The following is a 12,503-nucleotide window of genomic DNA, read 5'->3' on the forward strand; positions in this document are numbered from 1 at the left end:
AATTCAACAAAAAAGGCTGTTGACCCTTCTTTGTCAACAGCCTCAAACCCCGATCCTTCGGGGTTTTTTATTTTTTAAATTTGAGGAAACATTTTACCATCTTGCTTCGTTTACGTTAGTGCAGAGGTTGTATGCCGGGAGATGGGGGATGGGCCGCCGCCGGCGGCCCTTTTCCTCCGTAAGGGTGACAGGCATGTTTCTCTGTTTTAAAGGAAGGAAATATATTGACGACAGTTTGGTTGTGTGATAACATAATTTTTTTGATTTATTGACATACCCCCGCCTTTTGTGATATATTGGAAGCAGATTATGCCTCTGGGGGTGGGTTTTTTGTTCAACATCGGCGACAAGGTGGTTTATCCCCTGCACGGGGCCGGCGTGATCGAATCGATCGAGGAAAAAGAGATTCTGGGCGAGCGGCAGAAGTATTACATCATGAAAATGCCCATCGGGGACATGAAGGTCATGGTCCCGATGAAGAATGTCAAGTCGATCGGTCTGCGCGAAGTGGTGGATGAGGAGACGGTGTCCCGGGTGCTGGAACGGCTGAAAAAACGGGACGGCGGCACCACCGCCAACTGGAACCGGCGCTACCGCGCCAACATGGACAAGATGCGAAGCGGAGACATCTACCAAGTGGCCGATGTGGTCCGGTCCCTGATGCTGCGCGACCGGGAGAAGGGGTTATCCACCGGGGAACGCAAGATGTTGGACAATGCCCGCCAGATTCTGATCAGCGAATTGGTCTTGGCCAAGGGAATCGACGAAGAAGAGGCATCGCGGCTGTTGGATGAGCTGGTTTGTTCGGAAGATCCCGCGGAGTGAAAGATTTTTTGTGAACTGATATTTGTAGCGTTTACCATTTTTTCATTTGCCTATAATGAATACCAGAGGAGGTGAAGCCCCGTGTTGAAGAGGTCGGTTCAGCTTGCCTTCGCATTGGTCGGAGCAACGCTGGGATACCATTTTGGCCCTGCGTTCTTCGAGCTGCTTCGCGAGTCACCCCTCAAGCTCGGTGAAGTGCCTGCACCACACTACATTGGAGCATTGTTGGGGGCGCTCCTCCTGTATGTGGCCACGATCTGGCTTTCGGGCAATGTCGTCAGGTGGATCCGGTGGAGCGAGGAACGGTTGGTGAAGATTCCCGCGGCGGACTTTCTGTTCGGCGCCTTGGGACTGATCCTCGGTTTAATCGTCGCTTTTCTCATTGAGTCTTCCCTTTCCCGTCTTCCCCTGCCAGGCCTTTCATCGGTCCTTCCCATTTTGGCCTCCGCGCTCTTGGGATATCTCGGGTTTCGGGTGGGGTACAAGAAGCGAGATGAGCTGATGTCGATTTTCACGATGGGTCGTCAAAACAAGGATAAAAAGAAAGAGACCCGGGATGTGGATCACAAGATCCTGGACACCAGCGTGATTATCGACGGCCGGATTGCCGACATCTGCCGGACGGGCTTTCTGGAGGGGACGCTGGTGATTCCCAGTTTTGTTCTGGAGGAACTGCAGCACATCGCCGATTCCTCCGACGTGCTGAAGCGAAACCGGGGACGCCGCGGGCTCGACATCCTGAACAAGATCCAGAAGGAATTGAAGATGGAGGTCCTCATCTACGAGGGGGACTTCGAGGAAGTCAACGAAGTGGACAGCAAGCTGGTCAAACTGGCCAAGGTGCTTTCGGGCAAAGTGGTCACCAACGACTTCAACCTGAACAAGGTTTGTGAGCTGCAAGGGGTCAAGGTGCTCAACATCAACGACCTGGCCAACGCGGTGAAACCCGTCGTGCTTCCGGGCGAAGAGATCAACGTGCAGGTGATCAAGGACGGGAAGGAGCATGGGCAGGGAGTGGCCTATCTGGATGACGGGACGATGATCGTCATCGAGGGCGGTCGCGAATTTATCGGCGAAAAGATTGACGTGTTGGTCACCAGTGTGTTACAAACATCTGCGGGGAGAATGATTTTTGCCAAGCCGAAATTGCTGGAGAAGGCCCTCTGAGCCCCTTCGGGCTTTGCTGCCGGAATGAGGCGGCGGTCGGCCTTTGCGGGGCGGGGGCCTGCCGGCATTTTGCAATGCCCCCTGTGTGAAAAATTTCCGCATCGATTCAGGCAAGCGGATTCGCCCGCGTCGGGTGGCTCCTGGCGTTTGGGCGTTCTCTGCATTTTGTGAAAGGGGACAAGTCGTCGTGACCGTCGGTGTCATCATTCCGGCGGCGGGCCGGGGGAAGCGGATGGGGGCTCCCGTGAACAAGCCCTTTCTGCCCCTCGGCGGACAGCCGGTGCTTTTGCACACCCTTCGCGTTTTTGACACCCACCCGCAGGTGGATGAAATCGTGGTCGTTTCCGCCGCCCGGGAGACGGAACGGGTGAAGGAACTTTTGCGGAATCAGGGTTTGTCCAAGGTGACGCAGGTGATTCCCGGAGGGGCTGAGCGTCAGGAAAGCGTGTTCCGGGGACTGAAGGTCCTGTCCACGGAATGGGTGCTCGTCCACGACGCGGTTCGCCCCTTTGTCACCCACGAGCTGATCGATTCCCTGCTTCGGGCCGTCCGCCTCCACGAAGCGGCCGTCTTGGCCGTCCCCCTGAAGGACACGGTGAAGATGGTGGGGGAAGCGGGAGTGGTCGAGAAGACGCCGGACCGCAGACGACTGTGGGCGGTGCAAACCCCCCAGGCTTTTCGCCGCACCCTGCTGGAGGATGCCCACCGGCGCGCCGCGGAAGTCGGACTTGTGGGGACGGACGACGCGATGCTGGTGGAGGAACTGGGGGCGGAGGTCCGGGTGGTTCCGGGGGATTATGCCAACATCAAATTGACGACGCCGGAAGACCTGGCCATTGCCGAAGCGATCTTGACCATGAGGAGAAACAGCCATGATAAGAATCGGACAAGGTTTTGACGTGCACCGATTCCAGGAGGGGCGGCCCCTGATCCTGGGAGGCGTGCGGATTCCCCATTCCCGCGGGCTGATCGGCCATTCCGACGCGGACGTCTTGCTGCATGCGATCGCCGATGCGGTGCTGGGTGCTCTGGGCAAAGGGGATATCGGCACCTATTTTCCCGACACGGATCCCGCCTTCAAGGACGCGGACAGCGCCGAACTCCTGAAGGCGGTTTGGGAGATGGCCCGGAAGGAAGGGTACACGCTGGGCAACGCGGATGCCACCATCATCGCCCAGCGTCCCAAAATGCTTCCCCACATTCCGGCCATGCGCGAACGGATCGCCGAGTTGTTGGAGGCGGACGTGGAACGGGTGAATGTCAAAGCGACCACCACGGAACGGTTGGGGTTCACCGGCCGGGAGGAGGGCATCGCTTCCCTGGCGGTCGTCTGTCTGGTGAAAGAGGGCTGAAGCCTTCTCCTGCCCGGGGCATGCGCGCCTCGCCCCGCGTCGGCATCCCGGTTCCCATACGTGTAAGGCATCGCCTAAGGGGTTTCCGCGAAAGAGGAGGGCTTCCCCTAAACGTTCGGCCGGTCAAGGATCGGACATCGCCCGCGAGGCCGCGCGGCCAGGCCCTGCCGCCGGGACGTCCCGGACCGGCCCGGCAGGGAGTCCCGTACGGATCGGCGGTGTCTTTCCCCGGAAGGATGCCGACACTTGCGATTGATCGTCCCGTGCCCCCCACGGGCGGTGCGGGCGGGGTCTTTCTCCTTGAAAGTCGGCGCGGATGCAGGGGTTCGCCGGTTGACAACGGGGACGGCTTGATGGAAAATAAATTGAAAGATCGAAACGCATCCTATAGGCTGTCGGAATCCATCCGAACGAAAAAAGCGATGACCGGGAGAGTAGGTTGCGGACCGCAGCTGCAGAGAGGGGTGCCGCCGGCTGCAAGCACCCTGCTCGGGACGCATCCGAATGCACCCGCGAGTTGCCGCCCGAAACCGCCGGAACGGCGGGAGTAGGCGCGGACGGGCGCCGCCGTTACCGGCCTTGAGGGGAACTCCCGCCGGGGGGTTCAAGCAGAGTGGAACCGCGGACATCCCGTCTCTGCAGCGATTGCTGCAGAGATTTTTTGTTGGGCGGATGAAGGCCCTTAGCGCCGCGAGCCGTACTTGGCCGGGCATGGGGCCGGAACACGTCACCGGAGGGGGGAAGATGCATGTCCTTTAGGCGGATCAGGGAAAAGTGGGAAGGGATTCGTGAAACCCTTCGTTCCGATATACAGGCGGTATTCGACCGGGATCCTGCGGCCCGCAGCGTCCTGGAGGTGGTGCTCACCTATTCCGGGCTGCACGCCATCTGGATGCACCGCCTCGCCCACTGGATGTACAAAAAGAAGTGGTTTCTCCTCGCCCGGATGCTTTCCCAGTTCAACCGGTTTCTCACCGGGATCGAGATTCACCCGGGAGCCAAAATCGGGAAGGGATTGTTCATCGATCACGGGATGGGCGTGGTGATCGGGGAAACCTGCGAGATTGGAGACAATGTGACGATCTACCAGGGGGTCACCCTGGGGGGGACCGGCAAGGAAAAGGGGAAGCGGCATCCGACCATTGAGGACAATGTGTTGATCGCATCGGGCGCTAAGGTGCTGGGCTCGATGCGGATCGGCCGAAACTCCAAGATCGGCGCCGGTTCCGTGGTCCTGCGGGAGGTGCCTCCCAATTCGACGGTGGTGGGCGTTCCCGGACGCGTGGTGGTGCAGAACGGGGTGCGCGTTCCCAACGATCTGGATCACTGCAACCTTCCGGACCCCGTCAACGAGATGCTCAGCAAGATGCAGGAGGAGATCACCCGCCTGCGGAAAGAAGTGGATTCGCTGAAGAAACAGATGGAAACAGTTCGGGAGGAACAAGAGGATGTCTATTCAACTGTACAACACACTGACTAGAAAAAAAGAGCCCCTCAGGACGGTGGAGCCCGGCAAGGTGAAGATCTACGTGTGCGGTCCCACCGTGTACAACTACATTCACATCGGCAATGCCCGGGTGTTCGTCTTCTTTGACGTGGTCCGCCGCTATTTGAAATACCGGGGGTACGCGGTCACCTACGTGCAAAACCTTACCGACGTGGACGACAAGCTGATCAAAGCCTCCAAGGAGACGGGGCGTCCCGTTCCGGAAATCGCCGAAACATACATCCGGGCTTTCTTCGAGGACATGGACAGCCTGGGAGTGGAGCGGGCGGATGTCCATCCCCGGGCGACGGAGCACATCCCGGAGATGATCGAGGCGATCCGCACGCTGATCGACAAGGGCTACGCCTATGAACGGAACGGCGATGTCTATTTCCGGGCCATGGCCAAGGAGGGGTACGGAAAGCTTTCCCATCAGTCCCTGGAGGAGCTGAAGGCCGGGGCCCGTGTGGAGGTCAACGAGCAAAAGGAGAACCCCCTGGATTTTGCCCTCTGGAAACGGGCCAAACCCGGTGAAATCAGCTGGGAAAGCCCCTGGGGGCGGGGCCGGCCCGGTTGGCACATCGAGTGCTCCGTGATGTCCCGGAAGTATCTGGGGGACACCTTTGACATCCACGCGGGGGGAACCGACCTCACCTTCCCCCATCACGAAAACGAGATCGCCCAAAGCGAGGCGCTCACGGGGAAACCCTTCGCGCTTCAATGGATGCACAACGGTTATATCAATCTGGGGAACGAAAAGATGTCCAAGTCCCTGGGCAACATCGTTTTGGTGAAGGATCTGCGCAGGGAATTTTCTCCCCGGACGATCCGCCATTTCCTCCTCTCCGCCCACTATCGCAACCCGATCCAGTTCACCCGGGAAACGATGGAGCAGATGGAGCGGGGAATCGAGCGGATCGACACGGCCTGGACCAACCTTCGGCACCGGATGAAGGCATCCATGGAGGGGGCGGCGTCGCCGGAAACGACGAAGGCCCTCGATGAGCTGACCCGGGCGTTTGAGGGGGCGATGGATGACGACTTCAACACCGCCGGCGCCATCGGGGTCCTGTTCGACGCGGTCCGGTTGGCCAACGAGCTGGTCGGCCGGGACGTGGTTTCCCGCGGCACCCTTCAGGCGGTCGCCGATTGGTTGGAGCGCTACGGCGGGGAGATCCTCGGTCTGGTGGAGGCCAAGGCGGAAGAGGAGACCGACGAACAGGTGGAGGCATTGATCCGGAAGCGACAGGAGGCCCGGAGACGCCGGGATTTCGCGGAGGCCGACGCGATTCGCGACCAGCTGGCGGCGATGGGGATCATCGTGGAAGACACACCGCAGGGGGTCCGTTGGCGGCGGAAATCCTGAGCGGGGGAGAAGGAAGCGGTGAATCCGGGAAAAGCGAGGATTTGACGCCTATGATCGGAATGACGGACGAAAAGCTCCCCAAAAGGCCCGAGGAGATGAATCCGCTGCTTCTGGCCTACATCGGGGATGCGGTGTATGAACTGTACGTGCGATACCATCTGCTCGCCCGGGGCATTCTCCGGCCGGACGAACTGCAGCGGAGCGCGACCGCCTACGTTTCGGCGGCGGCCCAGGCCGAGGCGGTCCGGCGGACGGAGGAAATGCTGACCGAAGAGGAGCGGGACATCCTTCGGCGGGGCAGAAACGCGAGACCCGGAAGCATCCCCCGGCGGGCGGCGCCGGCCGACTACCGCGCCAGCACGGGTCTGGAGGCCTTGGTCGGCTATTGGTATCTGACGGGACAGTCCGAGCGGCTTCATCAGATGATGCATGCGATATTGCACCGGATGGAAGAGGGCGAAAGCGGATGAACACGGAATGGATTGTGGGACGGCGCTCCGTTTTGGAGGCGATGAAGGCGGGGCGCGAACTGGAGAAGTTGCTGGTGGCCGAAGGGGCCGCCAAGGGCGGATTGGCCGACCTGATCAGGCAGGCGCGGCAGAAGGGGATTCCCGTCCAGCAGGTCCCCCGCAGCCGGTTGGACCGCCTGGCGGAGGGTGCCAATCACCAGGGGGTCGCGGCGGAAGCGGCCGCGTACAAATACGCCCGGCTGGAGGACCTTTTCCGCCGGGCCGAAGAGCGGGAAGAGGCGCCCTTTTTCATTCTTCTGGACGGAATCGAGGATCCCCACAATTTGGGCTCCATTCTGCGGACGGCGGACGCGGCGGGGGCCCACGGGGTGATCATCCCGAAGCGCCGGGCCGCGGGCCTCACCCCCGCCGTCGGCAAAGCCTCGGCCGGCGCCGTGGAATACGTCCCGGTGGTTCGCGTGACCAATCTCCATCGGACGGCGGAGGAGCTGAAGGAGTCGGGATTGTGGATCATCGGCAGCGCTCCGGAGGCGGCTTCGGATTTCACCGAAGCGGACTACACCCTGCCCCTGGCGCTGGTCATCGGCAGCGAAGGGCGGGGCATGAGCCGGCTGATGAAGGAAACCTGCGATCTGCTGGTCCGCTTGCCCATGGCCGGGCGCGTCGCCTCCCTCAACGCTTCCGTGGCCGCCGCCCTTCTGATGTACGAGGTGCTGCGCCGCCGGAGGAGCCAGGGGGATCGCTGATGGAGGAATGGCTGATTGTTGACGGTTACAATGTCCTGGGGGCTTCCCCCGAGGCGGCTCAATCCGGCTCCCTGGAGGAGGCCCGGGACCGGCTGATCCGGCGGCTTTCGGAGTATCAGGCGATATCGGGGAGGAAGGTGATCCTCGTTTTCGACGCCCACCGCATGCCGGGAGCGGGAACGAAACAGGAGCTGGAGCAGATCGAAGTCCACTACACCCGCCACCGGGAAACGGCCGACGAGCGGATCGAAAAGCTGGTGCGACAGCTTCGGCGGCCCGGTCGGCAAATTTTTGTCGCCACGTCGGATTATTTGGAACAACGGATGGTGTTCGGGCAGGGGGCATACCGGATCTCTTCCCGGGAGCTTTTGAGGGAAATGGAAGCGGCCCGGGAAAATCTGAGGCGGGATGCGCTGCTCCGCCCAAAGCCGCGGAAAACGGGAATGGAGGGGCTGTCCGAGGAGGACAGACAGCGGCTGGAACGCTGGAGGAGGAAAAAATAGGCGGAAATTTGACGTTTTTGTAGCGACTCAGATATAATGAAATTACTATGGGGCTTCGAGCAAACAGGGTCGGAGGGATGATGGTGAGCGTTGACCTTCAATCCAGCAAAATGATCCCGCACAACAACTACCGAACGATGACTGACGAAGAATTGGTGGACGGTGTACGGTTGGGGGATACCGGGGCGCTGGAGTATTTGATCAATAAGTACAAAAATTTTGTCAGGGCGAAGGCGCGTTCCTATTTTCTCATCGGCGCCGATCACGAGGACATTTTCCAGGAAGGCATGATCGGCCTGTACAAGGCGATTCGCGATTTCCGGGGGGACAAGCTGGCTTCCTTCAAGGCCTTCGCCGAATTGTGCGTCACGCGGCAAATCATCACCGCGATCAAGACGGCGACGCGCCAGAAGCACATTCCGCTCAATTCATACGTTTCTCTGGACAAGCCCATTTACGATGAGGATTCGGAACGCACCCTGCAGGACGTCCTGACGGGCGGCAGTGCGACGGATCCTGAGGAATTGTACATCAACCGTGAGGAGCACGAGGACATCGAGGACAAAATGGCAAAGATCCTGAGCGAACTGGAACGAAAAGTGCTGATGCTTTACCTGGACGGCCGCTCTTATCAGGAAATCGCGGTCGACCTGAATCGACACGTCAAATCGATCGATAACGCTCTGCAGCGGGTCAAGCGGAAACTGGAGCGTTATCTGGAAATCCGCGAGGTCAGCTCTTAAGCCGCGCGCCGTCCCGGTTCCCGTCGGATGTCCAGCTCGCGCGAAAGACGCGCGATCGGGCCACCTCGCCCTGTTTTGTTATAGACTCCTTCGACACGAGTCCGCAATTTCCTCCTTGTTTTACAAAAGAAAATGTAAAACAATGAAGAGGTATTGATTTCCATCCGCCTTTCCGTCGGAAAATCCGGCGGGGAAAGGCGATTTTCCCCCGTTTTTGTCGGCGGGTGCGCCCCCCTCGGCCCCGGGGAGGGGCCTTTTCTTTTTGGGGAAAGACGCGGGACCCGGCTTTTTTTCGGGACTTGCGGCATTTTTCCCCCGGATTTTTCGGAAAGCTTTTCTTTGCTTGCCGCGGGCGGTTTATAACGGCGTCCATCCGGTGCATAATGGAAAGACGGACGGCCGACTGCCGAACATCCCCTTTTCGTCCCGCCCTCGGTGCGTTCACGGATCCGACGGATTGAATTGACAGGTCGTCGGCCTTGTGATAAAGTTTTGTGGGTATACATCCTTTGGCGGTTACGCCAATTTCTGCGGCAAGGAGGTGCGTTCCATGCGTGTGATCATTACGCTGGCCTGCACGGAATGCTCGGAGCGGAACTACACCACGACCAAAAACAAGCGGAAACATCCGGACCGGTTGGAGCTCAGGAAGTACTGCCCTCGGTGCAATGCACACCGGGTTCACCGTGAAACCAAGTGAGCGATGGAGATGGGAGTGACGGTTCCATGGGTTTTATCGGCCGCCTCGGAATCGGGATACGGAAAAGCTTTACCGGCATCATCGATTTTTTTAAAGGCAGTGTGACGGAGCTCAAGAAGGTTCGCTGGCCGAACCGGAAGGAGCTGATCAGCTACACCGCCGTCGTGGTGATCACGGTGCTGCTGTTGGCTCTCTTTTTCACGGTGATCGATTTAGGGATCGCCAAACTGGTGGACATGATCACCTGAAGCTGTCGGGGAGGAAAACGCCATAAGGGGGGGACAGGGCGGCGAAGCCCCAGGCATGGACAGGAACGATCAGGCCATGGAGAAAAAGTGGTATGTGGTCCACACCTATTCCGGATATGAAAACAAAGTGAAGACCAACCTGGAAAAGCGCGTCCGTTCCATGGAGATGCAGGATAAGATCTTTCGCGTTCTGGTGCCCGTGGAACAGGCGGTGGAACACAAGGACGGAAAGCGGAAAACCGTGATGCGCAAGGTTTTTCCGGGTTATGTCCTGGTCGAGATGATCATGACGGACGACTCCTGGTACGTCGTGCGCAACACGCCGGGTGTGACCGGGTTCGTCGGCTCGTCCGGGGCAGGGTCCAAACCGACCCCCCTTATGCCGGAAGAAGTGCAAGCCATCCTCCGTCAGATGGGGATGGAAGAAACCCGACCCCAGGTTGATTTTTCCGTGGGTGAGAGCGTCCGGGTGAAAAAGGAGCCCTTCACCGATTTCGTGGCAACGGTGGAAGAAGTGGATTTGGACCGCCAGCGGCTTCGGGTCCTGGTCAACATGTTCGGCCGGGAGACTCCGCTGGAGGTGGAGTTTGACCAAGTGGAGAAACTTTGATTTTCTCTTTTCCTTTGCCGGTGAATGTGTTACAATTGCCGTCTGTAAGCCCATGGTGCGCCCGTTGTTCGGTGGAAGGCGGCCGCTCGTCCGCCGCAAGTAAAACAGGCTTTTCGTAAAGGAATGGATTGGCGACCGGATCTCCTGCTCCTTTCGAGTTCCGGCCGACCGGAGCAGTCGCCGGCCGCCAGTGGGAGGGCATGACCCGAAGGAACCACACATGAGGAGGAGGTTGGTCATTGTGGCCAAGAAAGTGGTTAAAGTGGTGAAGCTGCAGATTCCCGCCGGCAAAGCGAACCCGGCGCCCCCCGTGGGACCGGCCCTCGGTCAAGCCGGCGTCAACATCATGGCTTTCTGCAAGGAGTTTAACGCGCGCACCGCGGATCAAGCCGGCCTGATCATCCCGGTGGAGATCACCGTGTATGAGGATCGTTCCTTCACCTTTGTCACCAAAACGCCGCCGGCGGCCGTTCTGCTGAAGAAGGCGGCCGGAATCGAGAAGGGTTCCGGCGAACCCAACAAGAACAAGGTGGCCACCATCAAGCGGAGCAAAGTGCGGGAAATCGCCGAGATGAAGATGCCCGACCTGAACGCCAACGACGTGGAAGCGGCGATGCGGATCGTGGAGGGCACCGCCCGCAGCATGGGCATCGAAATCGAAGATTGAGCCGCCATCAGGCTCTGCGGGACGTTGCCGGAATCCGGCAAGCGAGCGTGACGGTTGCCGCCACGGGCAATCTGCGCGCGTGTGGGAGGAATTTCCGCTACGACCACGAAAGGAGGATGAACCGTGGCGAAACATGGTAAAAGGTACTTGGAAGCGGCGAAAAAGGTGGACCGGGAGAAAATGTACGAGCCCCGGGAGGCTCTGGAACTGGTGAAATCCATCGCCCCGGCCAAATTTGACGAGACGGTGGAGGTGGCTTTCCGCCTGGGGATCGACACCAAACGGGCCGATCAGCAGGTGCGGGGAGCCGTCGTTCTGCCGCACGGGACCGGAAAGACGAAGCGGGTTTTGGTGTTCGCCAAGGGAGAAAAGGCCAAGGAAGCGGAACAGGCCGGAGCCGACTTTGTCGGCGACGACGATCTGATCAACAAGGTGAGCCAGGGTTGGCTCGATTTCGACGTCGTCGTGTCCACGCCCGACATGATGGGGCAAGTGGGTAAGCTGGGCCGGATCCTGGGTCCGAAAGGGCTGATGCCCAACCCGAAAACGGGCACCGTCACCTTCGACGTGGCCAAGGCGGTGCAGGAGATCAAGGCGGGGAAAGTGGAGTATCGCGCCGACAAAGCGGGCATCGTCCACGTTCCGATCGGCAAGGTTTCCTTCGACACCGACAAGCTGACGGAGAACCTGAAGACCCTGGCGGAAGCGCTCATCAAAGCGAAACCCGCCGCCGCGAAAGGGACCTACATGCGCAGTGTCACCGTCTCTTCCACGATGGGGCCCGGGGTGCGGGTCAATCCTGCCGCCTTCGCGAGCCGCTGATAGGAAGCTTCGGTTGACACGGCCTTTTCGGTGGAGTAAGGTTATAGAGTGACAATCGAACAGAGACTGCATGCCGTAGACAGCAGGTGCGCAGACCGCGCTTAATATCCTGCCGAGGCGGGTGACGTTCCTTATGGGAACGCTTTGCGATTTCCCGGCCTTCGTGTGTCTGCGAAGGTTTTTTTCATTTCCAACCGAGGAGGTGGTTCCATGTCCAAGGCCCTGGAGAAGAAAAAACAGATGGTCGCCGAAATCGCCGAGAAACTGAAAAACAGCAAGAGCACGATCCTGACCGACTATCGCGGCCTCACCGTTGCGGAAATGAACGAGTTGCGCAAGCAGCTTCGCGAAGCCGGGGTGGAGTACAAGGTGCTGAAAAACACCCTGACCCGGCGCGCCACGGCGGAGACGGGCCTGAGCGAACTGGACCAGCACCTGACGGGCCCGACGGCCATCGCCTTCAGCGCTGAGGACGTCGTCGCTCCCGCCAAGATTCTGTATAAGTTCTCCAAGGATCACGAAGCCCTGGAGATCAAGGGAGGCGTCGTGGAAGGACGGGTGGTCGGCCTCGACGAGATCAAGGAATTGGCGGATCTGCCGTCCCGCGAGGGACTTTTGTCCATGCTGCTTAGCGTGCTGCAGGCGCCGATCCGCAACTTCGCCCTGGCCGTCAAAGCGGTCGCCGACAAAGAGGGCGGAGAGGCCCAGGAAGCGTGAGTTGCCCACGCCGGCCGTAAGGCAGATCCCCTCAGGTCCGGCGGCGGGCACACGGATTTTGACACTTGGATGAGGAGGTTA

General features: G+C 59.6%; 16 protein-coding genes and 1 other annotated feature. All 16 genes read left to right on the plus strand.

Features of this window, described 5'->3' with window-relative positions:
- The first annotated feature begins 309 nt into the window (after window positions 1–309).
- The 16 genes from BM063_RS11875 to rplJ all read left to right on the plus strand — a co-directional run bounded on the left by BM063_RS11875 (window position 310) and on the right by rplJ (window position 12,422).
- On the plus strand, window positions 310–825 hold the full coding sequence (locus BM063_RS11875; RefSeq protein ID WP_245752250.1) for a CarD family transcriptional regulator: 516 nt from the start codon (window positions 310–312) through the stop codon (window positions 823–825).
- Window positions 826–906: 81 nt separating this feature from the next.
- Window positions 907–1,992, plus strand: coding sequence for a PIN/TRAM domain-containing protein (locus BM063_RS11880; RefSeq protein ID WP_092039280.1), 1,086 nt, complete (start codon window positions 907–909; stop codon window positions 1,990–1,992).
- A gap of 187 nt (window positions 1,993–2,179) precedes the next feature.
- Entirely contained in the window at window positions 2,180–2,890 is a 711-nt protein-coding gene (gene ispD, locus BM063_RS11885; RefSeq protein ID WP_245752251.1) for a 2-C-methyl-D-erythritol 4-phosphate cytidylyltransferase, read from the plus strand.
- A complete protein-coding gene (gene ispF / locus BM063_RS11890) occupies window positions 2,865–3,344 on the plus strand; it encodes a 2-C-methyl-D-erythritol 2,4-cyclodiphosphate synthase (RefSeq protein ID WP_092039282.1) in 480 nt (159 codons plus the stop codon). The genes ispD and ispF overlap by 26 nt, the downstream gene beginning before the upstream one ends.
- A 748-nt stretch (window positions 3,345–4,092) precedes the next feature.
- The gene (gene epsC, locus BM063_RS11895; RefSeq protein WP_092039284.1) at window positions 4,093–4,824 is read left to right on the plus strand and encodes a serine O-acetyltransferase EpsC; all 732 of its coding nucleotides are present in this window, start codon (window positions 4,093–4,095) and stop codon (window positions 4,822–4,824) included.
- On the plus strand, window positions 4,793–6,196 hold the full coding sequence (gene cysS, locus BM063_RS11900; protein ID WP_092039286.1) for a cysteine--tRNA ligase: 1,404 nt from the start codon (window positions 4,793–4,795) through the stop codon (window positions 6,194–6,196). Before epsC ends, cysS begins: the two co-directional genes overlap by 32 nt.
- A gap of 50 nt (window positions 6,197–6,246) precedes the next feature.
- Complete coding sequence (locus BM063_RS11905) at window positions 6,247–6,666, plus strand: Mini-ribonuclease 3 (protein ID WP_245752252.1); 420 nt, start codon at window positions 6,247–6,249, stop codon at window positions 6,664–6,666.
- Window positions 6,663–7,412, plus strand: coding sequence for a 23S rRNA (guanosine(2251)-2'-O)-methyltransferase RlmB (gene rlmB / locus BM063_RS11910; protein WP_092039288.1), 750 nt, complete (start codon window positions 6,663–6,665; stop codon window positions 7,410–7,412). The genes BM063_RS11905 and rlmB overlap by 4 nt, the downstream gene beginning before the upstream one ends.
- The gene (locus BM063_RS11915; RefSeq protein WP_092039290.1) at window positions 7,412–7,915 is read left to right on the plus strand and encodes an NYN domain-containing protein; all 504 of its coding nucleotides are present in this window, start codon (window positions 7,412–7,414) and stop codon (window positions 7,913–7,915) included. Before rlmB ends, BM063_RS11915 begins: the two co-directional genes overlap by 1 nt.
- An 83-nt stretch (window positions 7,916–7,998) precedes the next feature.
- Entirely contained in the window at window positions 7,999–8,658 is a 660-nt protein-coding gene (gene sigH / locus BM063_RS11920; RefSeq protein WP_092039420.1) for an RNA polymerase sporulation sigma factor SigH, read from the plus strand.
- Between the two features lie 550 nt (window positions 8,659–9,208).
- The gene (rpmG, locus tag BM063_RS11930; protein WP_092039294.1) at window positions 9,209–9,358 is read left to right on the plus strand and encodes a 50S ribosomal protein L33; all 150 of its coding nucleotides are present in this window, start codon (window positions 9,209–9,211) and stop codon (window positions 9,356–9,358) included.
- A 26-nt stretch (window positions 9,359–9,384) separates the two neighbouring features.
- Window positions 9,385–9,606 carry a preprotein translocase subunit SecE gene (gene secE / locus BM063_RS11935; protein ID WP_092039296.1) on the plus strand — a complete coding sequence of 74 codons (222 nt, stop codon included), beginning with the start codon at window positions 9,385–9,387 and terminating at the stop codon, window positions 9,604–9,606.
- Between the two features lie 76 nt (window positions 9,607–9,682).
- Complete coding sequence (gene nusG, locus BM063_RS11940) at window positions 9,683–10,216, plus strand: transcription termination/antitermination protein NusG (protein ID WP_092039422.1); 534 nt, start codon at window positions 9,683–9,685, stop codon at window positions 10,214–10,216.
- 241 nt (window positions 10,217–10,457) lie between these two features.
- Entirely contained in the window at window positions 10,458–10,883 is a 426-nt protein-coding gene (rplK, locus tag BM063_RS11945; protein ID WP_092039300.1) for a 50S ribosomal protein L11, read from the plus strand.
- A gap of 123 nt (window positions 10,884–11,006) precedes the next feature.
- The gene (gene rplA / locus BM063_RS11950; protein ID WP_092039303.1) at window positions 11,007–11,705 is read left to right on the plus strand and encodes a 50S ribosomal protein L1; all 699 of its coding nucleotides are present in this window, start codon (window positions 11,007–11,009) and stop codon (window positions 11,703–11,705) included.
- Between the two features lie 55 nt (window positions 11,706–11,760).
- Window positions 11,761–11,899: a sequence feature (ribosomal protein L10 leader region), on the plus strand.
- 16 nt (window positions 11,900–11,915) lie between these two features.
- A complete protein-coding gene (rplJ, locus tag BM063_RS11955) occupies window positions 11,916–12,422 on the plus strand; it encodes a 50S ribosomal protein L10 (RefSeq protein ID WP_092039306.1) in 507 nt (168 codons plus the stop codon).
- Window positions 12,423–12,503 lie beyond the last annotated feature (81 nt).

The sequence above is a fragment of the Planifilum fulgidum genome, from assembly GCF_900113175.1.
GTDB classification, from domain to species: Bacteria; Bacillota; Bacilli; order Thermoactinomycetales; family DSM-44946; genus Planifilum; species Planifilum fulgidum.

Bases quoted from the DNA above. Each gene is read 5' to 3' on its own strand.
- BM063_RS11875 (WP_245752250.1), top strand. From the start codon at position 310: ATGCCTCTGGGGGTGGGTTTTTTGTTCAACATCGGCGACAAGGTGGTT.
- rplJ (WP_092039306.1), top strand. From the start codon at position 11,916: ATGTCCAAGGCCCTGGAGAAGAAAAAACAGATGGTCGCCGAAATCGCC.
- ispF (WP_092039282.1), top strand. From the start codon at position 2,865: ATGATAAGAATCGGACAAGGTTTTGACGTGCACCGATTCCAGGAGGGG.
- nusG (WP_092039422.1), top strand. From the start codon at position 9,683: ATGGAGAAAAAGTGGTATGTGGTCCACACCTATTCCGGATATGAAAAC.
- epsC (WP_092039284.1), top strand. From the start codon at position 4,093: ATGTCCTTTAGGCGGATCAGGGAAAAGTGGGAAGGGATTCGTGAAACC.
- secE (WP_092039296.1), top strand. From the start codon at position 9,385: ATGGGTTTTATCGGCCGCCTCGGAATCGGGATACGGAAAAGCTTTACC.
- BM063_RS11915 (WP_092039290.1), top strand. From the start codon at position 7,412: ATGGAGGAATGGCTGATTGTTGACGGTTACAATGTCCTGGGGGCTTCC.
- BM063_RS11905 (WP_245752252.1), top strand. From the start codon at position 6,247: ATGATCGGAATGACGGACGAAAAGCTCCCCAAAAGGCCCGAGGAGATG.
- rlmB (WP_092039288.1), top strand. From the start codon at position 6,663: ATGAACACGGAATGGATTGTGGGACGGCGCTCCGTTTTGGAGGCGATG.
- cysS (WP_092039286.1), top strand. From the start codon at position 4,793: ATGTCTATTCAACTGTACAACACACTGACTAGAAAAAAAGAGCCCCTC.
- rpmG (WP_092039294.1), top strand. From the start codon at position 9,209: ATGCGTGTGATCATTACGCTGGCCTGCACGGAATGCTCGGAGCGGAAC.